Source organism: Pseudomonas sp. AK-TSAG1-1 (assembly GCF_056821665.1).
The window spans coordinates 4,501,273-4,525,600 of the sequence record NZ_CM165965.1 but is presented as its reverse complement, the minus strand read 5'-3'; the positions used below and the strand labels follow the sequence as shown (position 1 = coordinate 4,525,600).

Genomic DNA, 24,328 nt, shown 5'->3' with positions numbered 1-24,328 from the left:
AGCGGCTGTGGACGAGATGAAGCGTCTTGATAAAGCCTATTGCTACACAGTCCAGCGGTTGTGCATCTCCACCCTACACGTATCCCTGATAATTCGGGTGCTGCCGCGCGCAGAATCCGCAGCGGGTTGGCATTTACCGTGAGCTCCGAAAGGGGAGGTCACGCATCATGGCTAATTCAGGCGGTGTTTCCGAAGCGCTCGCTCGGGGTCATCAGCAGCTGACTGCACTTTGTGAACTGGCCTCGAATATTTGCCTGTCAGGCGAGTGAAAACTCTGCTCGACGGTGTAATTCAGGCCTCATGTCACCTGCGCTTGTTACAACTGCAAACTCCACCGTTACGTAGCGAAAGCCCCGTAGGACGGCCTCGCGTCCTGGTGAATTGCGTTGGTCAGGGCCGGTTTTTGACCGTGGTTCCGCTGTCCAGGCCGCTTTTGGCGGCGTTCGCGACTATAGCAGCAATGATTAAGTGCTTCAATTCCATAAAAATTGTTATCATCCGCGGCATGACAACTACTGCCCCTTCGACTCCAGGCGTTCAACTGCTTGAAGTCTCGCCGGAGTATGCCGGCCAACGAATCGACAATTTCCTCCTTGCCCGGCTCAAAGGCGTGCCCAAGACCTTGATTTACCGCATTTTGCGTAAAGGCGAAGTGCGCGTGAACAAGGGGCGGATCAAGCCTGAATACAAGCTGCAGGCCGGCGATATCGTGCGTGTACCGCCGGTTCGCGTGCCTGAGCGTGACGAGCCGGTGCCTTTGGCCCAAGGCCTGTTGCAGCGCCTGGAAGCCTCGATTGTCTATGAAGACAAAGCCCTGATCGTGATCAACAAGCCCGCCGGCATTGCGGTTCACGGTGGCAGCGGCTTGAATTACGGCGTCATCGAAGCCTTTCGTCAGTTGCGCCCCGATGCCAAGGAGCTCGAGCTGGTTCACCGTCTCGATCGTGATACCTCGGGCCTGCTGATGATCGCCAAGAAGCGCAGCATGTTGCGTCACTTGCATGCCGCATTGCGCGGTGACGGTGTCGATAAGCGCTACATGGCACTGGTTCGCGGCAACTGGGCGACCTCGATAAAGCAAGTCCGTGCGGCGCTCGGCAAGAGCAATCTGCGCTCCGGCGAGCGCATGGTCGAGGTCGACGAGGAGGAGGGCAAGGAGTCTGTGACCGTGTTCAAGGTCCTGCGTCGCTTTGGTGATTTTGCCACTCTGATCGAAGCCAAGCCGATCACGGGTCGCACGCACCAGATCCGCGTCCACACGTTGCACGCCGGGCACTGCATCGCTGGCGACACCAAGTACGGCGATGACAGTTTCAGCAAGGAAATCCGTGATCTGGGCGGCAAGCGTCTGTTCCTGCATGCCTACATGCTGACCGTGCCGCTGCCCGATGGCGGTGAACTCAAGTTGCAGGCACCGGTCGATGAAATGTGGGCCAAGACTGTGGAGCGATTGAGTGCGCCCATCTGATTACAAGCTGCTGATTTTTGATTGGGACGGCACGCTGGCCGATTCCATTCATCGGATTGTCGAGGCAATGCACTCGGCATCCGGGCGTTCAGGTTTCGAGTTGCGTGATGATTTTGCCGTAAAAGGCATCATCGGTCTGGGCTTGCCAGAGGCGATCCGCACCTTGTATCCGGACATCAGCGATGCCGAAATGACCTTGTTTCGCGAGTATTACGCGGATCACTACATCGCCGCGGAAGCCGTGCCTTCGCCGTTGTTCGAAGGCGTAGTCGAGTCGATGGCGTCTTTTCGCGAGCAGGGTTATCACCTGGCAGTCGCGACTGGCAAGAATCGTCGCGGGTTGGATCGGGTGCTCAAGGCCAATGGCTGGGAAGATTATTTCGACATCACTCGCGCTGCCGATGAAACAGCGAGCAAGCCGCATCCGCTGATGCTGGAGCAGATATTGGCCCATTGCGGTGTGCGTGCGGAGCAGGCGCTGATGGTCGGGGACTCTTCCTTCGATCTGCTGATGGCGCGTAACGCGGGGATGGATTCGGTGGCGGTCAGTTATGGCGCGCAATCGATCGAATCGCTGCAGCAGTTCGAGCCGCGCCTGTCGATCGACCATTTTAGTGAGTTGCACGTCTGGCTGGGGCAGCAGGCCAAATAAGTTTTTTCTGGGGTGGACTGGATGACCGACGAATGGAAAGCACCGGCCAAGGCAAGTGCCGACGACGGTGACGCAAAGAGCTGGAAGCTGTTGGAAACGACCCTGCTGGCCAGTGTGCAGGAGCAGCGTCGCTCGCGGCGGTGGGGGATTTTCTTCAAGCTGCTGACGTTTGTTTATCTGTTTGTTGCGCTGATCCTGTTCACTCCACTGATGGATATGGAAAAGAGCGCCACCCGTGGTCCGAACTACACCGCGCTGATCGATGTCACCGGCATGATTGCCGACAAGGAACCGGCCAGTGCCGACAATATTGTCGGCAGTCTGCGTGCGGCCTTCGAGGACAAGAAGGTCAAGGGCGTGATCCTGCGGATCAACAGCCCGGGCGGCAGTCCGGTGCAGTCGGGTTACGTGTATGACGAGATCAAGCGCCTGCGTGGTCTGCATCCGGATACCAAGGTGTACGCGGTGATTTCCGATCTCGGCGCGTCCGGTGCCTATTACATCGCCAGTGCAGCGGATCAGATCTATGCCGACAAGGCGAGTCTGGTCGGTTCCATTGGTGTGACGGCGGCGGGTTACGGTTTTGTTGGCACCATGGACAAGCTGGGTGTCGAGCGTCGCACCTATACCTCGGGTGAACACAAGTCGTTTCTGGATCCGTTCCAGCCACAGAAGCCTGACGAAACCGCGTTCTGGCAGACCGTGCTGGACACCACGCACAAGCAGTTCATCAACAGCGTCAAGCAGGGGCGTGGTGATCGTCTGAAAGACAAAGAGCATCCGGAATTGTTCTCCGGGCTGGTCTGGTCTGGCGAGCAGGCGCTGCCGCTGGGGCTGATCGACGGTCTGGGCAATGCCAGTTCGGTGGCGCGTGATGTGATTGGCGAGAAAGAACTCGTGGATTTCACTGTTCAGGAGTCGCCGTTCGATCGCTTCTCGAAAAGGCTCGGCGCCAGTGTCGCCGAGCAGTTGGCGATGTGGATGGGTTTCCACGGGCCTTCGTTGCGCTGAGCAATCAGTGTGTAAAAAAAACCGGCCTTGATGGCCGGTTTTTTTGTGCTTCAGGGGATTTGTACGCCCTCTGCCAGCAGCATGTCGATCAGACGGATGAGTGGCAGGCCGATCAGGCTGGTGGCGTCCGGGCCTTCGGTGGATTTGAAGAGGCTCACGCCTAGTCCTTCGGCCTTGAAGCTGCCGGCACAGTCGTAGGGCTGCTCCAGGCGCAGGTAGCGCTCGATGCGTGCTTCGTCGAGTTGGCGCATGTGCACGGTGAACGGCACACAGTCGACCTGACAGTGGCCGGTCTGGCTGTTGAGCAGGGCCAGGCCGGTGAGGAAGGTCACGCTGGCGCCGCTGGCGGCCAGCAGTTGCTCTCGGGCCTTGTCGAAGGTGTGCGGCTTGCCAATGATGCGTTCGCCCAGCACGGCTACCTGGTCCGAGCCGATAATCAGATGAGCGGGGTGGCTGGCAGCCAGTGCCCGGGCTTTCTGTTCGGCGAGGCGCTTGACCAGTTCGATGGCTGATTCGCCCGGCTGGTGGCTTTCATCGATATCCGGCGAGTTGCAGACGAACGGCAGGTGCAGGCGGGCGAGCAATTCCCGACGATAAGTCGAGCTTGAAGCGAGTAATAAAGGCAACATTGGCGTCTCCTGAGGCAGGCGCGAATTCTAGCGGAGGCACGCAAGTGACGGACAGGGCACAATTTCCTTTGACATGGGTGGGGGCATCCCTATAATGCTGCGCCTATGTTGAATGACCCGATTCCACCTCACGTTGACCCGCGCAAATTGGCTGATCGTGGCACCACCCTTCAAGGTGAACTGCTGCTGGCCGATTTGAAGAGACTCTGCGACCCGCTTTCCGACGATGTCGGTACGGTGCAGGCCAAATTCGTTTTTGAACGAGATGAACGTAAATCTGTGGTGATCCACAGCTTTATCGACACCGAGGTCAAAATGGTTTGCCAGCGTTGTCTTGAGCTGGTCACCCTGCCGATCCATAGCGAATGCAGTTACGCTGTGGTGAAGGAGGGTGCGAATACCCAGTCGTTACCGAAAGGTTATGACGTGCTGGAACTGGGCGAAGATCCATTGGATCTGCAGTCACTGATCGAGGAGGAGCTTCTGCTCGCCTTGCCCATTGTGCCTGCTCATCATCCGGAAGAATGCCAGCAGCCGGCGGGAGCAGATGAACCCGAACCGAGCGAGGACGAGGTAACGCGGTCCAACCCGTTCAGTGTATTGGCGCAGTTAAAGCGTGACCCAAACGTTTAGGAGTTAATCAATTATGGCTGTTCAGCAGAACAAAAAATCCCGCTCTGCCCGTGACATGCGCCGTTCGCACGACGCTCTCGAGGCTAGCACCCTGTCTGTAGAAAAAACCACCGGTGAAGTTCACCTGCGTCACCACGTATCGCCAGAAGGCGTATACCGTGGCCGTAAAGTGATCGACAAGGGCGCTGACGAGTAATCACTTGTCCGCTCAAGTCATCGCGATTGACGCAATGGGCGGGGACTTCGGTCCCCGCAGCATTGTTCAGGCCAGCCTTGCTTGCCTTTCTGCTACACCCTCGCTGCACCTGACCCTCGTCGGTCAACCCTCCCTTCTTGAAGAATTGATCAATGGCCAATCGGCTGCGGATCGCTCGCGCCTGACGATTGTCCCGGCGTCTGAAGTCATCACCATGGATGAAAAGCCGACCCAGGCCTTGCGTGGCAAGCCGGATTCGTCGATGCGTGTCGCCCTTGAATTGGTGCGTGACGGCAAGGCTCAGGCCTGTGTCAGCGCCGGCAATACCGGAGCGTTGATGGCGCTGTCGCGATTTGTCTTGAAGACGTTGCCGGGCATCGACCGTCCGGCAATGGTTGCCGCGATTCCGACACAGACAGGTTATTGCCAGTTGCTCGACCTGGGCGCCAACGTCGACTGCAGTGCCGAGCATCTGTTGCAGTTCGCGGTAATGGGCTCGGTGGCGGCGCAGACGCTGGGTATTGCCCGGCCACGGGTGGCGCTGCTCAACATCGGCACCGAAGACATCAAGGGCAATCAGCAGGTTAAGCTGGCGGCGACCTTGTTGCAGGCGGCCCGAGGCATCAACTACATCGGTTTCGTCGAGGGTGATGGCCTGTATCGCGGCGAGGCTGACGTGGTGGTCTGTGACGGGTTTGTCGGCAATATCCTGCTCAAGTCCAGCGAAGGCCTGGCGACGATGATTGCAGCGCGCATCGAGGCCTTGTTCAAAAAGAACATGGCGAGCCGTGCTGTCGGTGCCTTGGCGCTGCCGTTAATGAAGCGTTTGCAGGCCGATCTGGCACCGGCACGACATAACGGCGCAAGCTTCCTCGGTTTGCAGGGCATTGTGGTGAAAAGTCACGGTTCGGCCGGGGTTCAGGGCTTTCAGAGTGCGATTCAGCGTGCGCTGATCGAGATTCAGGAGAATCTGCCCGAGCGTCTTCATGGTCGTCTGGAGGATTTGTTGTCTTAGGCGTTTTCGTCGGACAATGCTTAAATGTGACCGCCCGGTTCAAAGGGCCATCCAACTGTCAGTTTCTGGCGTCCCCCGGTGGGGTGTCATTTTTCGACGACAAGATCATTAGGGGCTTGTTACATGTCTGCTTCCCTCGCATTCGTCTTTCCAGGACAGGGTTCGCAGTCCCTCGGCATGCTGGCCGAGCTGGGCGCGGAATATCCGCTGATCCTCGAAACATTCAAAGAAGCCTCCGCTGCTCTGGGCTATGACCTGTGGGCGCTGACCCAGCAGGGTCCGGAAGAGCTGCTCAATCAAACCGACAAAACCCAACCGGCCATTCTGACCGCCTCGATCGCCCTGTGGCGTCTGTGGCTGGCTGAAGGCGGTGCGCGTCCGGCATTCGTTGCCGGTCACAGCCTGGGTGAATACAGCGCACTCGTCGCTGCTGGCAGCCTGACACTGGCGGATGCGGTAAAGCTCGTTGAGCGCCGTGGTCAGCTGATGCAGGAAGCCGTTCCGGCCGGGCAGGGCGGTATGGCTGCCATCCTCGGTCTGGAAGACGCTGACGTACTGGCTGCCTGTGCAGAAGCGGCGCAGGGCGAGGTGGTCAGCGCGGTAAATTTCAACTCGCCAGGCCAGGTGGTCATCGCTGGTGCCAAGGCTGCTGTTGAGCGCGCCATCGAAGGTTGCAAGGCCCGTGGTGCCAAGCGTGCCATGCCGCTGCCGGTGAGCGTGCCGTCGCACTGCGAACTGATGCGTCCGGCCGCCGAGCGTTTTGCCGAATCCATTGCCGCCATCGACTGGCAGGCGCCGCAGATCCCGGTGGTACAGAACGTCAGCGCGCAAGTGCCGGCCGATCTGGAAACCCTCAAGCGTGATCTGCTCGAACAACTGTACAAGCCAGTTCGCTGGGTTGAGTCGGTCCAGACCCTGGCCGCCAAAGGCGCGACCAATCTGGTCGAGTGCGGCCCGGGCAAGGTGCTGGCGGGTCTGAACAAACGTTGCGCCGAAGGCGTTTCGACTTCCAACCTCAATACCCCAGACGCTTTCGCTGCCGCCCGTGCAGCGCAAGCCTGAATCAGGAGAAGCTTGCATGAGTCTGCAAGGTAAAGTTGCACTGGTTACCGGTGCAAGCCGCGGTATCGGCCAGGCCATCGCCCTGGAACTGGGTCGTCAGGGCGCCATCGTTGTTGGCACCGCGACCTCCGCCAAGGGCGCCGAAGCGATTGCCGCCACTCTGAAAGAACACGGTATTCAGGGCACTGGTCTGGAACTGAACGTCACCAGCGACGAGTCGGTCAGCAAAGTGATTGCGAGCATTCAGGAGCAGTTCGGTGCGCCGGCGATTCTGGTCAATAATGCCGGTATCACCCGCGATAACCTGATGATGCGCATGAAAGACGATGAATGGTACGACGTGATCGATACCAATCTGAACAGTCTGTATCGCCTGTCCAAGGGCGTTTTGCGCGGTATGACCAAGGCGCGCTGGGGCCGAATTATCAGTATTGGCTCGGTGGTGGGTGCCATGGGCAACGCAGGCCAAGTAAACTATGCAGCCGCCAAGGCCGGTCTGGAAGGTTTCAGCCGTGCGATGGCGCGTGAAGTCGGTTCGCGTTCGATTACGGTCAACTCGGTAACCCCAGGGTTTATCGACACCGATATGACCCGCGAGCTGCCTGAAGCACAGCGTGAAGCCTTGCAGACGCAGATTCCGCTGGGTCGTCTGGGACAAGCTCAAGAGATCGCATCCGTGGTCGCTTTTCTTGCATCCGACGGTGCGGCATACGTCACTGGGGCTACAATCCCGGTGAACGGTGGGATGTACATGTAAGTAAAATGTGACGGATTGCTTCAAAAAAATGTCATACGAGCTGTCTAAAATCCGTTATAAAGCTGCAATCTATTTATAGGCAGAGGGCCGCAGGGTTTGAGGAGTGAAGCTTTCAGTTGAAAAGCTGAAAAGTCTTTCTATACACTTACCCACTGGCCAGCTGCCTGAATTTGTCCATTAGGAGTGAAAACAAGGTATGAGCACCATCGAAGAGCGCGTCAAGAAAATCGTTGCCGAGCAACTGGGTGTTAAAGAAGAAGAAGTGGTAAACACCGCTTCCTTCGTAGAAGACCTGGGTGCCGACTCCCTTGACACCGTTGAGCTGGTGATGGCTCTGGAAGAGGAATTCGAGACCGAAATCCCTGACGAAGAAGCTGAGAAGATCACTACTGTACAAGCTGCAATCGACTACGTTACTAGCCACCAGGCGTAATAGTTTGTAATCGTTGTTTGCTGTCATGGAAAAACCGCACTGCCATCATGGCGTGCGGTTTTTTCTTTAGGCCTGATGCAAAGTCGTCATTTGAAAAAGGAGAGTGCTGTGTCGCGTAGACGCGTCGTAGTCACCGGTATGGGTATGTTGTCGCCACTGGGCACGGATGTGCCGAGCAGTTGGCAGGGCATTCTGGCTGGCCGCAGTGGCATTGGTCTGATCGAACACACCGACCTTTCTGCCTATTCCACCCGTTTTGGCGGCTCGGTAAAGGGCTTCAATGTCGAGGAATACCTGTCGGTCAAGGAAGCACGCAAGCTCGACCTGTTCATTCAGTACGGTCTGGCCGCGGGTTTTCAGGCTGTTCGCAACGCAGGTCTGGAAGTCACCGACGCCAACCGTGAGCGCATTGGCGTGGCCATGGGTTCGGGGATCGGCGGCCTGACCAACATCGAAGAAACCAGCCGTACTCTGCATGAGACGGGCCCGCGTCGAATCTCGCCATTCTTCGTGCCAGGCTCGATCATCAATATGATTTCCGGTTTTCTGTCCATCCACCTGGGTGCACAGGGGCCTAACTACGCCATTGCCACAGCCTGTACGACCGGTACGCACTGCATTGGCATGGCGGCGCGCAACATCATGTACGACGAAGCCGACGTGATGATTGCCGGCGGCGCCGAAATGGCCGCGTGCGGCCTGGGCATGGGTGGCTTCGGCGCGTCCCGTGCACTGTCGACCCGCAACGACGAGCCGACCCGCGCCAGCCGTCCATGGGACAAGGGCCGTGACGGCTTCGTGCTGTCCGACGGTGCCGGTGCGCTGGTACTCGAAGAACTCGAGCACGCCAAGGCTCGCGGTGCGACCATCTATGCCGAGCTGATCGGCTTCGGCACCAGTGGCGATGCGTTCCACATGACCTCGCCACCTGCTGATGGCGCCGGTGCAGCCCGCTGCATCACCAATGCCCTGCGCGATGCGAAAATCAACATCGACCAGGTGCAATACATCAACGCCCACGGCACCTCGACGCCGGCCGGCGACCTCGCCGAAGCCAACGCGCTCAAGAGCGTGTTCGGCGATCACGCCTACAAGCTGGCGGTCAGCTCGACCAAGTCCATGACCGGTCACCTGCTGGGTGCGGCGGGTGCGGTCGAGGCGATCTTCAGTGTGCTGGCGATCAACAGCCAGGTGGCACCGCCAACCATCAACCTCGACGAACCGGATGAAGGCTGCGATCTCGATTTCGTGCCGCACACTGCGCGCAACATGGACATCGACGTCGTATTGTCCAACTCCTTCGGTTTTGGCGGCACCAACGGCACGTTGGCGTTCCGTCGGTTCGCCGGCTGATGGACAGCTGGGTCGACGGTCAGCCGGCTGACGCTCTGTCGCTGAAAGATCGCGGCCTGGCTTACGGCGATGGTCTGTTCGAGACCATCGCCGTGCAAGGCGGCCAGCCTGTGCTGCTGGACCGACACCTGGCGCGTTTGGCCGATGGCTGCGCGCGTCTGGCCATCGCGACTGATATCGAGCGGGTGCGCCAGGAGCTGCTGAGCTATGCGGCAGCGATGGGCGAGGGGGTGCTCAAGCTCATTCTCACCCGGGGCGACGGCTTGCGTGGCTACGCGCCTGATCCTGCGGCGCCGGGCCGACGTATTCTGCAAGGCAATCCTCCTGCTGCTTATCCTGCCGTTCATGGTGAGCAAGGTGTACGCTTGTTTCCCTGTGTCACTCGGCTGTCGAACCAGCCATTGCTGGCTGGGCTCAAACATCTGAACCGCCTGGAGCAAGTGCTCGCCCGTGCCGAATGGCTCGACAGCGAACATGCCGAGGGCTTGATGCTCGATCAGGCCGGACGGGTCGTTGAGGGCGTCTTCAGCAACCTGTTTCTGGTGCGCGACGGCGTATTGATCACCCCGGATCTGAAGCGCTGCGGCGTGGCCGGTGTGATGCGTGCAGAAATCTTGTTTCAGGCCGAATCATTGGCTATCCCCACCCAAATCACCGACATCAACCTCGAACAACTGCAATGGGCTGATGAAGTCTTCATTTGCAACAGCGTATATGGCGTCTGGCCGGTACGTGCCTACGCTGCACTGAGCTGGCCGGTTGGCCCGCTCACCCGTAAACTGCAAGCCATTGCCCGCGCGCTACTGGATGCCTGATTCGTGAGACGTAAACTCTTGCTGCTGCTGGAAACCGGACTGGTTCTGGCAGGGCTGCTGTTGGGCGCCAGCGCCTGGAAAATTCATTCGGCGCTGGAACAGCCCCTGAACATCACGCAGGAAGAACTGCTGGATGTGCCAAAAGGCTCGACGCCTACCCGTACCTTTCTTGGACTCGAAACCGATGGCGTCATCAAGGACGCCTTCTGGTTGCGCATCTATTGGCGTTTCAATCTGACCGGTACGCCGATCCATAGCGGCGAATACCGCATGCAGCCGGGCATGACCGTCAACGGTCTGATCGACCTGTGGAAGCGTGGCGAAGTGGTGCAGTACAACCTGACGCTGGTCGAGGGCTGGAATTTCCACCAGGTCCGGGCGGCACTGGCAAAAGATGAAAAAATCGAACAGACCCTCAAGGGCCTGAGCGACAGCGAAGTGATGGAGAAAATTGGCCATCGCGGACTGTTCCCGGAAGGTCGTTTCTTTCCTGACACCTACCGCTTCGTGCGCGGAGTCTCCGACGTCGAATTGCTGAAGAAAGCCTTTGATCGCCTGGACGAAGTGTTGGCCAAGGAGTGGGAAAACCGCTCGGCCGACGCGCCGTACAGCGAGCCTTATCAGGCGCTGATCATGGCTTCGCTGGTGGAGAAGGAAACCGGCGTGCCACAGGAGCGCGGGCAGATTGCCGGCGTGTTCGTTCGCCGTATGGCGCTGGGCATGCAGCTGCAGACTGACCCGACCGTGATCTACGGCCTGGGCGAGCGCTACACCGGCAAGTTGACCCGCGCTCATCTCAAGGAGCCAACGCCGTACAACACGTATGTGATTCCCGGATTACCGCCGACGCCGATCGCCATGGTCGGCCGTGAGGCGATTCATGCCGCGCTCAATCCGGTGGAAGGCAACAGCCTGTATTTCGTCGCCCGTGGCGACGGTAGCCATGTGTTCTCCGATGACCTGGATGCGCACAACAGTGCGGTGCGTGAGTTCCAGCTCAAGCGCCGTGCCGATTACCGCTCCAGCCCGGCCCCGGCGAATGCGCCGGCCGCTCCGGCCACGGCCACCGAAGAAGCGATCCCCGCGGCGTCCCCCGATACCGCGCCGGAATCGCTGCCGCAGGTTCCGCCTCAGGAACCTGCGCCAGCCCCGGCGCCTGCTGCCGAGCCCGGCGCGGCAGCACCGCAAAACGCGCAATGACTTTGATTAAGGACTGCCTGTGACTGGCTTGTTTATTACCCTGGAAGGCCCGGAAGGCGCCGGCAAGAGCACCAACCGCGAGTACCTCGCCGAGCGTCTGCGCACGCAAGGTATTGAAGTGGTGCTGACCCGCGAACCCGGCGGCACGCCGCTGGCAGAACGCATTCGCGATGTGCTGCTGGCCCCGGCCGATGAAGTCATGAACCCCGACACCGAGCTGTTGCTGGTGTTCGCCGCCCGTGCCCAGCATCTGGCCGAGGTCATTCGTCCGGCACTGGCCCGTGGCGCCGTGGTGCTGTGCGATCGGTTCACTGACTCGACGTACGCCTATCAGGGCGGTGGTCGCGGTTTGTCGCTGGAGCGTATTGCGGCACTGGAGACGTTCGTTCAGGGTGACCTGCGCCCGGACCTGACGCTGATTTTCGATCTGCCGGTGGAAATCGGCCTGGCCCGCGCCAGCGCTCGCGGGCGCCTGGATCGTTTCGAACTGGAAGGCCGGGCGTTCTTCGAGGCGGTGCGCGGTGCGTTTCTCAAGCGTGCCGAAGCCGAACCTGCGCGTTATGTGCGGATCGATGCCGGTCAGCCGCTGGCAGACGTTCAGCGCTCGCTGGACACGCTGTTGCCGCGTCTGCTGGAGCTGACCCGTGGCTGACGCCTATCCATGGCAAGACAGCCTCTGGCAGCAGTTGGCCGGGCGTAGTCAGCATGCTCACGCGTATCTGCTGCACGGCCCGGCCGGGATCGGCAAGCGCGCGCTGGCCGAGCGGCTGATGGCCAGCCTGCTGTGTCAGCGTCCGACGCCCGAGGCTTGCGGCGAGTGCAAGTCCTGCCTGCTGCTCAAGGCCGGCAGTCACCCGGACAACTACATCCTTGAGCCGGAAGAAGCCGACAAGGCGATCAAGGTCGATCAAGTCCGTGATCTGGTCAGTTTCGTGGTGCAGACCGCGCAATTGGGCGGGCGCAAGGTGGTGCTGATTGAACCGGTGGAGTCGATGAATATCAACGCCGCCAACGCCTTGCTCAAAAGCCTTGAAGAGCCATCCGGCAATACGGTGCTGTTACTGGTCAGCCACCAGCCGAGCCGGTTGCTGCCGACGATCAAGAGTCGTTGCGTGCAGCAGGCGTGTCCATTGCCGAGTGAGGCCGCAAGCCTGCAGTGGCTGTCGCAGGCGCTGCCGGAGTGTTCTACCGAGGAGCGCGTCGAATTGCTAACGCTGGCGGCCGGTTCGCCACTGGCGGCGGTCAGCCTGCAGGCCCAGGGCGTGCGCGAACAGCGCGCGCAGGTGGTCGAAGGCGTGAAGAAGTTGCTCAAGCAACAGCAGTCGCCGACACAACTGGCCGAAGAATGGAAAAACATTCCGATGCTGCGTCTGTTCGACTGGTTCTGCGACTGGTCGAGCCTGATCCTGCGTTATCAATTGACCCAGGATGAAAACGGCCTCGGTCTGACCGACATGCGCAAAGTGGTGCAGTATCTGGCGCAGAAAAGCGCGCAGGGCAAAGTCCTCGACATTCAGGACTGGATTCTCGCCCAGCGGCAGAAAGTCCTGAGCAAAGCCAACCTCAATCCAGCGTTGCTGCTGGAAGCCTTGTTGGTGCAGTGGGTGAGTTTGCCGGGTCACCGGTAATCGCCCCCAAAACGACTTTGTGCGCCTAGACTCTGAACATCAGCAGTGGAGGTCAACATGAATGAACCCATGAGCCCGGGGCCGCGCAACGGCATCCTGTCCCTGACCATCAAGGACAAGTCGGTGCTGTACGCCGCCTACATGCCGTTCATCAAGAACGGTGGCCTGTTCATCCCGACCAACAAGAGCTACAAGTTGGGCGATGAGGTGTTCATGCTGCTCAACCTGATGGACGAGGCGGAGAAGATTCCGGTGGCCGGCAAGGTCGCCTGGATTACCCCCAAAGGCGCCCAGGGCAATCGTGCCGCCGGTGTCGGCGTGCAATTCAATGAAGGCGACAACACCGCCCGCAGTCGCATCGAAACCCATCTGGCCGGAGCCCTGAAGTCCGACCGTCCCACTCATACGATGTAAGTTGCAGTCCTTTTATGCTCGTAGATTCCCATTGTCACCTTGATCGCCTCGACCTTGCCGCCCATGACGGCTCGCTGGATGCCGCACTCGATGCGGCCCGCCAGCGTGGGGTAGGGCACTTCCTGTGCATCGGCGTCAGTGCCGACAACGCCGCCGACGTCAAAGCCCTTGCCGAACGCTATGCCGACGTCGATTGCTCGGTCGGCGTGCATCCGCTCGATGTGCAACCGGGCGCCGCGCCTGCGCTGGACTGGCTGCTGCACGAACTCAATCACCCGAAAGTGGTGGCGATCGGCGAAACCGGTCTGGATTACCATTACGAGCCGGAAGCCGCCGAATTGCAGCAGGAGTCCTTCCGTCTGCACCTGCAAGCGGCGCAGCATACCGGCAAACCGGTGATCATCCATACCCGTGGCGCTCGCGCCGACACCCTTGAATTACTGCGCGATGCTGCGTTGCCTCAGGCCGGTGTGCTGCATTGCTTTACCGAAGACTGGGACATGGCCAAGGCCGCGCTGGACATGGGCTATTACATTTCCCTGTCGGGTATCGTGACTTTCCGCAATGCCGATGCCTTGCGCGATGTGGCAAGCAAAGTCCCGGCCGACCGGTTGCTGGTGGAGACCGATTCGCCATACCTGGCGCCGATCCCTTATCGCGGCAAGCCGAACCTGCCGCAGTATGTACGTGAAGTGGCGGAGTTTCTGGCGATGTTGCGCGGGGAAAACTACGAGCGATTTGCCGAGCAGACCACCGAGAACTTCAAGCGGTTGTTCCCGCTGGCGAGTGTTAAATCTGCTTGAGTGCGAAATGGCCATTGCGGGCAGGCTCATTGCCGCAGGAAAACCAAATCGCAGGCAAAAAAAACCCGGGTTCTGGGGGGTGAATCCGGGTTAAGACCATTAGGAGTAAAACAAAGGCACGCGGTCCCTTGGTACCTTTATCGGCACGGCACTTGGGGGAGATGCCGACCGACAGTTCAAGTATTGATCAGTCTGGCGTTGAGTCCAGTTGAGCGGTCGGGGTTTTTAAACAAATTTGGAATACGTGCGCTTCAGTTGAGTTCTCATTGCACCCCCGGCGTTCGCAAAATGAACAAGAAACACAGATATGGTCGGATGATCCGTGCATTTTTGCGCAAGTTAGGCATAATACGCGGCTTCGAATTTTGACCCTTCAGACCTTTTCTTATGCACAAAGAACCTCGTAAGGTCCGTGAGTTTCGTCGCCGCGAGCAAGAAATTCTCGATACCGCGCTCAAGCTGTTCCTCGAACAAGGTGAAGACAGTGTCACCGTCGAGATGATTGCTGATGCCGTGGGTATCGGCAAAGGCACGATCTACAAGCACTTCAAATCCAAGGCCGAGATCTATCTGCGCCTGATGCTCGATTACGAGCGCGATTTGAACGAGCTGCTGCATTCGGCCGATGTCGACAAGGACAAGGAAGCGCTGTCCCGTGCCTACTTCGAATTCCGCATGCGCGACCCACAGCGCTATCGCCTGTTCGACCGCCTCGAAGAGAAGGTCGTAAAAGGCAATCAGGTGCCGGAAATGGTCGAGGAGCTGCACAAGATCCGTGCTTCGAACTTCGAACGCCTGACCTTGCTCATCAAGGGCCGGATCAGCGAAGGCAAGCTCGAAGACGTGCCGCCGTACTTCCACTACTGCGCGTCCTGGGCGCTGGTGCACGGCGCGGTGGCGCTGTATCACTCGCCGTTCTGGAGCAATGTGCTGGAAGATCAGGAAGGTTTCTTCCAGTTCCTGATGGACATCGGCGTGCGCATGGGCAACAAGCGCAAGCGTGATCCGGAAACCCCAAGCAGCTGAACCATTCAGCTGCCTTATTGCGCCATGATTTCGCTACATGACGCAGTACCGCAGGAATATACTCAGGCATAGGGCTTGCTAAAACTTGATTTGTGAGTCAAGTTTTAGCGGCTCGAAATTCTATCGCCGGAGTGATCATGATCGTTGACCGTCAAGGCAGGCGTTTTCGCAATTTGCGCATCAGCCTGACTTCAGCCTGCAATTACGCCTGTACCTACTGCGTGCCCAACGGCAAGCGGCTGGTGGCTGCGCAGGACGAACTGTCGGCCGAGGCCATGGCACGCGGCGTAGCCTATCTGATCGAAGCTGCCGGTATCGAGCGCTTGCGCATCACCGGCGGTGAGCCGCTGGTCAGCCCCAAACTCGAATCTTTCATGAGCGCCGTCGGCAAGATGGGCCTGGAAGACATCAGCCTGACCACCAACGGTCAACTCCTGGCGAAGAAGCTACCGCTGCTGGTGGACGCCGGTCTGCGCCGGATCAATGTGTCCCTCGATACCCTCGACGCCGGTGCGTTTCGCAGCATCGCCCGTGGCGGCGATCTGGCGACCGTGCTCGATGGCATGGATCAGGCGAAGGCGGCGGGGCTGAAGATCAAGGTCAACATGGTGCCATTGCGCGGGCAGAACCTGGATCAGGTAATGCCGCTGCTCGATTACTGCCTTGAGCGTGGCTACGAGTTGCGCTTCATCGAGTTGATGCGGATGGGCCATCTGGCGACCGACTCCAATGCCTTCCTGCAACAGTTCGTCAGCCTGCAGCAATTGCTGAGCCTGATTGGTGAGCGCTACGAATACGCGCAGGCAGATGCGCCGGTGGACGCCACGGCCGTGCGTTATGCGATCCCGGGCGTTGGTCATTTCGGCGTGATCGCCAACGAAAGCGTGCCGTTCTGCAGAACCTGCTCGCGTTTGCGCCTGTCGTCGACCGGCTGGCTGCATGGCTGCCTGTCGTCGAGCAACCGCCACTATGTCGGCGACCTGCTCGACAAACCGCGCCATCAGGCATTGCCGGCGTTGCAGCGTTTGCTGGTCAAGGCGTTGGGCGACAAGCAGGAAGTGGCGTTCTCCGGCGGCGCAACCATCATGAAAATCATCGGCGGCTGATCAGCCACTTTCGTGAGCAGGCTCGCTCCCACCTTGGAATGCGTTCTCCTGTGGGAGCGAGCCTGCTCGCGAATGCATTGTATAAATCAACGAAGAATCAGAGCTGGCGCAAAAGCTGCATCCAACGGCCATTCGCCGGTTTTCCGTCACCGGCTTCTGGAGGATGAGGATGCGTAGCCTGGTTTTGCTGCTGGCCGTTTTGGCGCTTGGCGGCTGTATGACTGTCAGCGATATGGCCGAAGGCACTCGCTATCAGATGAGCGACGCGGGGCTGCTGGATCACAGCGACAGCCGTCGCGTGAACAACTTCCGCATTCAGCCGGACTCGTTCATCTACATCGCCCAGGGTGCGTTCGCGCCGCCGGGTGGTTCCTACCCGCGCCCGAACGTGGTCGCCGAAGAAGCCTTCAAAGGTTTCGTCGAGTATTTCCCGATGGTTCGTCGCGCCCGGGCTCCTGAAGGCCTCGATCAGGCGATGGGCGAAGCTCGTGACGCGGGCGCCCACTATCTGCTGTACACCCGTTTTGCCAAGGCTGATGACCGCATCGGCAACTCCGATGAGTGGCTCGATCAGGAAGCCGTGGATCGTCTGGGCATCGACGGCGGGGTGATTCAGATCATGTTGATCGAGACCAGCACCCAGTATTTGATTGATACTGCACGGATCAAGAGTCGTGGCGGTTTACTGACGTTCCACGACAACAAGCCTGAAGACCTGATCGGCCCGCCACTGGCGCAATACGCGCGCAGCCTGCTGGGGATCGGCGACCAATAAACCAAGGAGTACGCCATGAGTGGCCCGCAAAAAGCCAATGACCTGTTGGGACAGATCCCCAAAACCAAAGGCCTGCCGCCGGTGCACTTGTGGAACCCGGACTTCTGCGGCGACATCGACATGCGCATCGCCCGCGACGGCACCTGGTATTACCTGGGCACGCCGATCGGGCGCAAGCCGATGGTCAAGCTGTTCTCCACCATCATCCGCCGCGACGGCGATGATTATTTCCTGATTACCCCGGTCGAAAAGGTCGGGATCAAGGTCGACGACGCGCCGTTCGTGGCGATTGCCGTGGAAGTCGAAGGCGAGGGCGAAGCGCAGTTGCTGCGTTTCACCACCAATGTCGAGGAAACGACCGAGGCCGGGCCTGAGCACCCGATCCGCGTCGAGATCGACCCGGCGACCCAGGAACCCGCGCCCTACGTGCATGTGCGCACTAACCTTGAAGCGCTGATTCACCGCAACGTGTTCTACCAACTGGTGGAACTGGCGGTCAGCCGCGAAATCGACGGGCAGCGCTGGCTGGGTGTGTGGAGTGGCGGCGAGTTCTTCCGCATCGGCCTCGAACCTTAAACACAACCCCCTGTAGGAGTGAGCCTGCTCGCGATAGCGTTGGTTCAGTGGCATTAATGTCGACTGACACTCCGCTATCGCGAGCAGGCTCACTCCTACAGGGGTTTGTGTTTGAGCAGAAAATCCAGGTTGACTCTCAATCATATGATCATTAGCGTGAACACTCATCGCGAACCGCTTTGAGGTTTCCATGTCCAGCAGCTTTCATGCATCAACGGTTGATTGGCTGGGCAGCTGGATCGCCGCCGGCCAGGTCAAACCGGGGCAGGCGATCAAGGTCGAGGCGGATCTGGGTCTGCAACTGGGTGTCAGCCGCACGGTGATCCGCGAAGCGATCAAGACCCTCGTCGCCAAAGGCATGCTCGAAGTCGGGCCGAAAGTTGGCACCCGGGTACTGCCGGTGCGGCGCTGGAACCTGTTCGATCCGCAAGTCGTCGGTTGGCTGTCGCGCAATGGCCTGCCTGAAAATTTCGTCGACGACCTGCTCGACCTGCGGCGCACCATCGAACCGATGGCCGTGCGCTGGGCCTGCGAGCGTGCCAGTCTGGAGCAGATTCAGGCCGTGCAACTGGCGTACAACGCGCTGGAGCGCGCTGTCGACAGCGGCGTCGATTACAACCGTGCCGATCAGGTCTTCCACGAATGCATTCTGGCGGCCAGTCACAATCAGTTCATCGAGCAAATGGTCCCGGCCCTTGGCGCCTTGCTCGCTGTGTCGTTTGAAGTCTCCGCCGCCGACCCCGACGAATTGCGCCGCACCTTGCCGATCCACAAAGACATGGCCGACGCCATCGCCGCGCGCGATTCTGCACGCGGGGTGTGGGCCTGCATGACCCTGATCGATAACGCCGACCTGGCGATCAAACGCTTTTACCCAAAGGTGATGGCCGACAAGAAAGCCAGTTGAAAACACAAATCCCCTGTAGGAGTGAGCCTGCTCGCGAAGCGGTGTATCAGTCGCAATCAACCTCACTGAGCCACCGCCATCGCGAGCAGGCTTACTCCTACAGTAAAAACAAGACTCAAGGAGTTGCCATGACGTGGACCGCCGTAACCCAACACCGCGCCAAACTCGGTGAAGGCCCATTCTGGGACGCCCCCACCCAGGCGCTGTACTGGGTCGATATCGCCGGCCGGCAGGCGCTGCGGCTGATCGGCAACAACGTGCAGATCTGGCAGATGCCCGAACACGTTTCCGCGTTCATTCCGTGCGCCAGTGGCGATGCGCTGGTGACCCTGAGCAGTGGCGTGTATCGACTGGACCTCGACTCTCCGGGCCTTGAGCCACGTTTGACACTGTTCTGCATTGCCGACCCGCAACCGGGCAATCGGCCCAACGAAGCGCGCTGCGACGCTCAGGGTCGGCTGTGGCTTGGCACCATGCAGAACAACATCGGCGAACAGGGCGAAGATCTGCCGATCGTGCGCCGCTCCGGTGGCTTGTTCCGCATTGATCCAGACCAGCGTGTCACGCCACTGCTGCGCGGTCTGGGGATTCCCAACACGCTGTTGTGGAGCGACGACGGCACCACGCTGCTGTTCGGCGACAGCTTCGACGGGACGCTCAACCGCTATTTCATACACACCGACGGCAATCTCGGCAGCCCTGATGTCTGGTACGGCCCAGACGGGCAGGGCGGCCCCGACGGTTCGGCGATGGATGCCGAAGGCTACGTGTGGAACGCCCGTTGGGATGGCAGATGCCTGCTGCGCCTGACGCCGCAAGGCGAGGTCGAGCGCAAGATCGAACTGCCGGTCAGCCGCCCGACCAGTTGTGTGTTCGGTGGCGAAGACCTGAAAACCCTGTACATCACCAGCGCCCAGAGTCCGCAAAACCATTCACTGGATGGCGCGGTGTTGTCGATGCGGGTCGATGTGCCGGGCCAACCCTGTACGCGGTTTACGGGATAAATCCCAAAATATGGGATGCAAAATTATATATTGAGATTATTCGGCGGTCGGGTTTATAGTCGGCTCCAGCAGTAACACGCACTCACACTTAAAAAGAACAAAACAGGTGAAGTGATGCAGCGAATCTCTATCGCACTCCCCAGCGGAGTCAGCGTCTCGCAACGGCCCGGCGTCGCCCGCCGCGCCTGCCTGTTTTGTTTTCACAGTCTTTCAGACCGGACATCGTCAGATGCCCGGTTTTTTTGTGCTTACGAACAGGAGTCCTGATCCATGGCTGAACCTCTTTCCTTGCCGCCAGTGCCCGCACCGCCGAAGGGCGAGCGTCTGAAAAACAAAGTGGTGCTGCTGACCGGCGCGGCCCAGGGCATCGGCGAAGCGATCGTCGCCACCTTCGCTTCGCAGCAGGCCAAATTGGTGATCAGCGATATTCAGGCGGAGAAAGTCGAGAAGGTCGCCGCCCACTGGCGCGAGCAGGGTGCCGACGTGCAGGCGATCAAAGCCGACGTCTCGCGCCAGCAAGACCTGCACGCCATGGCCAAACTGGCGATCGAGTTGCACGGGCGCATCGACGTGCTGGTCAACTGCGCCGGGGTCAACGTGTTCCGCGATCCGCTGAAAATGACCGAAGAAGACTGGCGTCGTTGCTTCGCCATTGACCTGGACGGCGCCTGGTATGGCTGCAAAGCCGTGCTGCCGCAGATGATCGAGCAAGGTGTCGGCAGCATCATCAACATCGCTTCGACCCATTCCACCCACATCATTCCCGGCTGCTTCCCGTATCCGGTGGCCAAGCACGGCCTGCTCGGGCTGACCCGGGCGCTGGGCATCGAGTACGCGCCGAAGGGCATTCGGGTCAACGCCATCGCTCCGGGCTACATCGAGACGCAACTGAACGTCGATTACTGGAACGGCTTTGCCGACCCCCACGCCGAGCGTCAGCGCGCATTTGACCTGCACCCACCAAAACGCATCGGCCAGCCCATCGAAGTGGCGATGACGGCGGTGTTTCTGGCCAGTGATGAAGCACCGTTCATCAACGCCTCGTGTATCACCATCGATGGTGGGCGCTCGGTGATGTACCACGACTGACCTGATCGGGTGAGTGGCGGATGAATCCGCTTGAAATCCAATCATCATACGATATGACTATTTTCGAAATGCTTTGCAGGGAAACGCGATAACGCCACACCACGCTTTTCAAATAACGCTCAAGAAAAATAACAAGGAGTCAGCTTATGAAACGTCGTTTCGGGATTCGTACCCTGTGCAGTGCCGCGCTGGCGGTCACCGCGTTCAGCCTGAGCAGTTCGCTGCTGGCTGCCGACACCGTGAAAATCGGTTTCCTGGTCAAACAGGCTGAAGAGCCGTGGTTCCAGACCGAATGGGCTTTCGCGGAAAAGGCTGCTAAGGATAAAGGCTTCGAGCTGATCAAGATCGCCGTGCCGGACGGGGAGAAAACCCTCTCGGCCATCGACAGCCTCGCCGCCAACGGTGCCAAGGGCTTTGTGATCTGCCCGCCGGATGTGTCGCTCGGCCCGGCGATCATGGCCAAGGCCAAGCTCAATGACCTCAAAGTGATTGCCGTGGACGACCGTTTTGTCGACGCCAACGGCAAGTTCATGGAAGACGTGCCATACCTCGGCATGGCCGCGTTCGAGGTCGGCCAGAAGCAGGGTAACGCGATGGTTGCCGAAGCGAAGAAACGCAACTGGGACTGGAAAGACACCTACGCGGTGGTCAACACCTACAACGAACTCGACACTGGCAAGAAGCGCACCGACGGCTCGGTCAAATCCCTCGAAGACGCCGGCCTGCCGAAGGATCACATCCTGTTCGCGGCGCTCAAGACCCTTGATGTGCCGGGCAGCATGGACGCCACCAACTCGGCGCTGGTCAAGCTGCCGAGTGCGGCGAAGAACCTGATCATCGGCGGTATGAACGACAACACTGTGCTCGGCGGGGTGCGCGCCACCGAAGCTGCCGGGTTCGCTGCGGCCAACGTGATCGGGATCGGCATCAACGGCACCGACGCTATCGGCGAACTGAAAAAGCCCAACAGCGGCTTCTTTGGTTCGATGCTGCCGAGTCCGCATATCGAAGGCTACAAGACTGCCGAGATGATGTACGAGTGGGTCACCACCGGCAAAGAGCCGCCGAAATACACGGCAATGGACGACGTCACCCTGATCACCCGCGAGAACTTCAAGCAAGAGCTGGAAAAAATCGGCCTGTGGAATTGATGGCTGCTCGATCGGTGTGAAGAGGTGACTCAGATGCACGCGCAAGTACAGACACATGCAAGCAGCGCCGGCGGCAGCCTGCGCTTCAACGGGATCGGCAAGACCTTTCCCGGGGTGAAGGCGCTGGACGCCATCAGCTTCGTCGCCCATCCGGGGCAGGTCCACGCCTTGATGGGCGAGAACGGCGCCGGCAAATCGACCCTGCTGAAAATCCTCGGCGGAGCCTACATCCCCAGCAGCGGCGAGTTGCAGATCGGCGAGCAGACGATGGCCTTCAAGTCGACGGCCGACAGCATCGGCAGCGGCGTCGCGGTGATTCACCAGGAGCTGCATCTGGTGCCGGAAATGACCGTGGCCGAGAACCTGTTTCTCGGCCATCTGCCGGCCAGTTTCGGCCTGATCAATCGTGGCGCCCTGCGCCAGAACGCCCTGGCCTGCCTCAAGGGCCTGGCCGATGAAATCGACCCGCAGACCAAGGTCGGGCGCCTGTCGCTCGGCCAGCGGCAACTGGTGGAAATTGCCAAGGCGTTGTCCCGTGGCGCGCATGTGATCGCTTTCGACGAACCGACCAGCAGCCTCTCGGCCCGCGAGATCGATCGCTTGATGGCGATCATCAGCCGTTTGCGCGACGAGGGCAAAGTGGTGCTCTATGTCTCGCATCGCATGGAAGAGGTGTTTCGCATCTGCGACGCGGTGACGGTGTTCAAGGACGGCCGTTATGTGCGCACCTTCGACGACATGGGCCTGCTGACCCACGATCAACTGGTCACCTGCATGGTCGGGCGCGACATTCAGGACATCTACGATTACCGCAGCCGCCCGCGTGGCGCGGTGGCGCTGAAGGTCGACGGTCTGCTCGGCCCGGGGCTGCGCGAGCCGGTGAGTTTCGAGGCGCACAAGGGCGAGATTCTCGGCTTGTTCGGCCTGGTCGGAGCGGGGCGCACCGAACTGTTCCGGCTGCTCAGCGGGCTTGAGCGCAACACGGCTGGACGCCTCCAATTGCGCGGCCATGAACTGAAGTTGCGGTCACCGCGTGATGCAATCGCCGCCGGGATCCTGCTGTGCCCCGAGGACCGCAAAAAAGAGGGGATCATCCCGCTGGCCAGCGTCGCCGAGAACATCAACATCAGTGCTCGCGGTGCCAATGCCAGCCTCGGCTGTCTGCTGCGCGGGCTGTGGGAGAAGGGCAACGCCGACAAACAGATCAAGGCGCTGAAAGTCAAAACACCGCATGCCGGCCAGCAGATCAAATTCCTGTCCGGCGGCAATCAGCAGAAAGCCATTCTTGGCCGCTGGCTGTCGATGCCGATGAAAGTCCTGCTGCTCGACGAACCCACACGCGGCATCGACATCGGCGCCAAGGCCGAGATCTACCAGATCATCCATAACCTTGCCGCCGACGGTATTTCGGTGATTGTGGTGTCCAGCGACCTCATGGAAGTGATGGGCATTTCCGATCGCATTCTGGTGCTCTGTGAAGGCGCGTTGCGCGGCGAAGTCAGCCGCGACCAGGCCAATGAATCCAACCTGCTGCAACTGGCTTTGCCGCGCCATCGCGCTGACGGCGTGGCGAACTGAGAGGTGAACATGATGACCATCCAAAACAAGGCGCTGCCGACTCCCCGCAAACCGCTGGACCTGCGGCGCTTCCTCGACGACTGGGTGATGCTGCTGGCGGCCATCGGCATCTTCCTCGCCTGCACTCTGCTGATCGACAACTTCCTTTCGCCACTGAACATGCGCGGGCTGGGCCTGGCGATTTCCACCACCGGCATCGCCGCGTGCACCATGTTGTACTGCCTGGCGTCGGGGCATTTCGACTTGTCGGTGGGCTCGGTGATCGCCTGCGCCGGGGTGGTCGCGGCGGTGGTGATGCGCGACACCAACAGCGTATTCCTCGGCGTCAGCGCGGCGCTGGTGATGGGCCTGATTGTCGGGCTGATCAACGGCATCGTGATTGCCAAGCTGCGGGTCAATGCGCTGATCACCACGCTGGCGACGATGCAGATTGTCCGTGGTCTGGCCTACATCTTTGCCAACGGCAAAGCGGTAGGCGTGTCGCAGGAATCGTTCTTCGTCTTTGGCAACGGCCAATTGTTCGGCGTGCCGGTGCCGATCCTCATCACCATCGTTTGCTTCCTGTTTTTTGGCTGGTTGCTGAACTACACCACCTACGGACGCAACACCATGGCCATCGGCGGCAACCAGGAAGCGGCGTTGCTTGCCGGCGTGAACGTTGACCGCACCAAGATCATCATCTTCGCCGTGCACGGCGTGATCGGTGCGCTGGCCGGGGTGATCCTGGCATCGCGCATGACCTCCGGGCAGCCGATGATCGGCCAGGGTTTCGAGCTGACCGTGATCTCGGCGTGTGTGCTGGGCGGGGTGTCGCTCAGTGGCGGGATCGGCATGATCCGGCACGTGATTGCCGGGGTGCTGATACTGGCGATTATCGAGAATGCGATGAACCTGAAGAACATCGACACGTTTTACCAGTATGTGATTCGCGGTTCGATTCTGCTGTTGGCTGTGGTCATCGACCGTCTCAAACAACGGTAATCACTACTCCCCTGTGGAAGCGGGCTTGCTCGCGAAAGCGCTGTGTCAGACAACATCTTCGCCGAC

27 protein-coding genes are annotated in these 24,328 nt (G+C 59.8%); 26 read left to right on the top strand and 1 reads right to left on the bottom strand.

The window, feature by feature from the left end; genetic code table 11:
• The first annotated feature begins 505 nt into the window (after window positions 1-505).
• The 3 genes from rluC to sppA are packed head-to-tail and all read left to right on the top strand — an operon-like array spanning window position 506 to window position 3,131.
• Window positions 506-1,468, top strand: coding sequence for a 23S rRNA pseudouridine(955/2504/2580) synthase RluC (rluC, locus tag AC1UK9_RS20365; protein WP_025113008.1), 963 nt, complete (start codon window positions 506-508; stop codon window positions 1,466-1,468).
• On the top strand, window positions 1,455-2,120 hold the full coding sequence (locus tag AC1UK9_RS20360; protein WP_482578371.1) for an HAD-IA family hydrolase: 666 nt from the start codon (window positions 1,455-1,457) through the stop codon (window positions 2,118-2,120). The genes rluC and AC1UK9_RS20360 overlap by 14 nt, the downstream gene beginning before the upstream one ends.
• A 21-nt stretch (window positions 2,121-2,141) precedes the next feature.
• Window positions 2,142-3,131 (top strand): signal peptide peptidase SppA, encoded by a 990-nt coding sequence (gene sppA / locus AC1UK9_RS20355; protein ID WP_482578370.1) that lies wholly within the window; start codon window positions 2,142-2,144, stop codon window positions 3,129-3,131.
• 50 nt (window positions 3,132-3,181) lie between these two features.
• Here the strand turns inward: sppA and AC1UK9_RS20350 are convergent, their stop codons facing one another.
• The gene (locus AC1UK9_RS20350) at window positions 3,182-3,760 is read right to left on the bottom strand and encodes a Maf family protein (protein WP_482578369.1); all 579 of its coding nucleotides are present in this window, start codon (window positions 3,758-3,760) and stop codon (window positions 3,182-3,184) included.
• Between the two features lie 105 nt (window positions 3,761-3,865).
• Between AC1UK9_RS20350 and AC1UK9_RS20345 the strand changes: the two genes are divergently transcribed.
• From AC1UK9_RS20345 to araH, 23 genes are all read left to right on the top strand, one after another.
• The gene (locus AC1UK9_RS20345) at window positions 3,866-4,393 is read left to right on the top strand and encodes a YceD family protein (protein WP_003204262.1); all 528 of its coding nucleotides are present in this window, start codon (window positions 3,866-3,868) and stop codon (window positions 4,391-4,393) included.
• Between the two features lie 13 nt (window positions 4,394-4,406).
• Window positions 4,407-4,589, top strand: a complete 183-nt coding sequence (gene rpmF / locus AC1UK9_RS20340) for a 50S ribosomal protein L32 (RefSeq protein WP_003179396.1) — start codon at window positions 4,407-4,409, stop codon at window positions 4,587-4,589.
• A gap of 4 nt (window positions 4,590-4,593) precedes the next feature.
• Entirely contained in the window at window positions 4,594-5,604 is a 1,011-nt protein-coding gene (gene plsX / locus AC1UK9_RS20335; protein ID WP_482578368.1) for a phosphate acyltransferase PlsX, read from the top strand.
• Window positions 5,605-5,727: 123 nt separating this feature from the next.
• Window positions 5,728-6,666, top strand: a complete 939-nt coding sequence (fabD, locus tag AC1UK9_RS20330; protein WP_025113013.1) for an ACP S-malonyltransferase — start codon at window positions 5,728-5,730, stop codon at window positions 6,664-6,666.
• A 16-nt stretch (window positions 6,667-6,682) separates the two neighbouring features.
• Window positions 6,683-7,423 (top strand): 3-oxoacyl-ACP reductase FabG, encoded by a 741-nt coding sequence (fabG, locus tag AC1UK9_RS20325; RefSeq protein WP_025113014.1) that lies wholly within the window; start codon window positions 6,683-6,685, stop codon window positions 7,421-7,423.
• Window positions 7,424-7,619: 196 nt separating this feature from the next.
• A complete protein-coding gene (acpP, locus tag AC1UK9_RS20320; protein WP_003175607.1) occupies window positions 7,620-7,856 on the top strand; it encodes an acyl carrier protein in 237 nt (78 codons plus the stop codon).
• 108 nt (window positions 7,857-7,964) lie between these two features.
• On the top strand, window positions 7,965-9,209 hold the full coding sequence (gene fabF / locus AC1UK9_RS20315) for a beta-ketoacyl-ACP synthase II (RefSeq protein WP_025113015.1): 1,245 nt from the start codon (window positions 7,965-7,967) through the stop codon (window positions 9,207-9,209).
• Complete coding sequence (pabC, locus tag AC1UK9_RS20310; RefSeq protein WP_482578367.1) at window positions 9,209-10,024, top strand: aminodeoxychorismate lyase; 816 nt, start codon at window positions 9,209-9,211, stop codon at window positions 10,022-10,024. Before fabF ends, pabC begins: the two co-directional genes overlap by 1 nt.
• 3 nt (window positions 10,025-10,027) lie before the next feature.
• Entirely contained in the window at window positions 10,028-11,224 is a 1,197-nt protein-coding gene (mltG, locus tag AC1UK9_RS20305) for an endolytic transglycosylase MltG (RefSeq protein ID WP_482578366.1), read from the top strand.
• A 19-nt stretch (window positions 11,225-11,243) separates the two neighbouring features.
• Window positions 11,244-11,876, top strand: a complete 633-nt coding sequence (gene tmk / locus AC1UK9_RS20300) for a dTMP kinase (RefSeq protein ID WP_473013250.1) — start codon at window positions 11,244-11,246, stop codon at window positions 11,874-11,876.
• Window positions 11,869-12,852: a DNA polymerase III subunit delta' gene (locus tag AC1UK9_RS20295; RefSeq protein ID WP_482578365.1), complete on the top strand. Its 984-nt coding sequence runs from the start codon at window positions 11,869-11,871 to the stop codon at window positions 12,850-12,852. The genes tmk and AC1UK9_RS20295 overlap by 8 nt, the downstream gene beginning before the upstream one ends.
• 57 nt (window positions 12,853-12,909) lie before the next feature.
• Entirely contained in the window at window positions 12,910-13,266 is a 357-nt protein-coding gene (locus AC1UK9_RS20290; protein WP_025113020.1) for a PilZ domain-containing protein, read from the top strand.
• Window positions 13,267-13,280: 14 nt separating this feature from the next.
• Window positions 13,281-14,069, top strand: coding sequence for a TatD family hydrolase (locus AC1UK9_RS20285; protein WP_473013248.1), 789 nt, complete (start codon window positions 13,281-13,283; stop codon window positions 14,067-14,069).
• Window positions 14,070-14,456: 387 nt separating this feature from the next.
• Entirely contained in the window at window positions 14,457-15,095 is a 639-nt protein-coding gene (locus AC1UK9_RS20280; protein WP_007950805.1) for a TetR/AcrR family transcriptional regulator, read from the top strand.
• A gap of 137 nt (window positions 15,096-15,232) precedes the next feature.
• Window positions 15,233-16,201, top strand: a complete 969-nt coding sequence (locus tag AC1UK9_RS20275; protein WP_025113022.1) for a GTP 3',8-cyclase MoaA — start codon at window positions 15,233-15,235, stop codon at window positions 16,199-16,201.
• Window positions 16,202-16,370: 169 nt separating this feature from the next.
• Entirely contained in the window at window positions 16,371-16,976 is a 606-nt protein-coding gene (locus AC1UK9_RS20270; RefSeq protein WP_025113023.1) for a DUF4823 domain-containing protein, read from the top strand.
• A gap of 15 nt (window positions 16,977-16,991) precedes the next feature.
• Window positions 16,992-17,552: a DUF1285 domain-containing protein gene (locus AC1UK9_RS20265; protein WP_482578364.1), complete on the top strand. Its 561-nt coding sequence runs from the start codon at window positions 16,992-16,994 to the stop codon at window positions 17,550-17,552.
• A gap of 190 nt (window positions 17,553-17,742) precedes the next feature.
• Entirely contained in the window at window positions 17,743-18,459 is a 717-nt protein-coding gene (locus AC1UK9_RS20260; protein WP_482578363.1) for a FadR/GntR family transcriptional regulator, read from the top strand.
• Window positions 18,460-18,587: 128 nt separating this feature from the next.
• Window positions 18,588-19,463: an SMP-30/gluconolactonase/LRE family protein gene (locus AC1UK9_RS20255; RefSeq protein WP_482578362.1), complete on the top strand. Its 876-nt coding sequence runs from the start codon at window positions 18,588-18,590 to the stop codon at window positions 19,461-19,463.
• A gap of 270 nt (window positions 19,464-19,733) precedes the next feature.
• Window positions 19,734-20,552 (top strand): SDR family oxidoreductase, encoded by an 819-nt coding sequence (locus tag AC1UK9_RS20250; RefSeq protein ID WP_473013245.1) that lies wholly within the window; start codon window positions 19,734-19,736, stop codon window positions 20,550-20,552.
• Between the two features lie 146 nt (window positions 20,553-20,698).
• The gene (locus AC1UK9_RS20245) at window positions 20,699-21,703 is read left to right on the top strand and encodes a substrate-binding domain-containing protein (protein WP_025113028.1); all 1,005 of its coding nucleotides are present in this window, start codon (window positions 20,699-20,701) and stop codon (window positions 21,701-21,703) included.
• A gap of 33 nt (window positions 21,704-21,736) precedes the next feature.
• Window positions 21,737-23,281 (top strand): L-arabinose ABC transporter ATP-binding protein AraG, encoded by a 1,545-nt coding sequence (araG, locus tag AC1UK9_RS20240; protein WP_025113029.1) that lies wholly within the window; start codon window positions 21,737-21,739, stop codon window positions 23,279-23,281.
• 12 nt (window positions 23,282-23,293) lie between these two features.
• Window positions 23,294-24,262: an L-arabinose ABC transporter permease AraH gene (gene araH, locus AC1UK9_RS20235; protein ID WP_045122821.1), complete on the top strand. Its 969-nt coding sequence runs from the start codon at window positions 23,294-23,296 to the stop codon at window positions 24,260-24,262.
• Window positions 24,263-24,328: the final 66 nt, after the last annotated feature.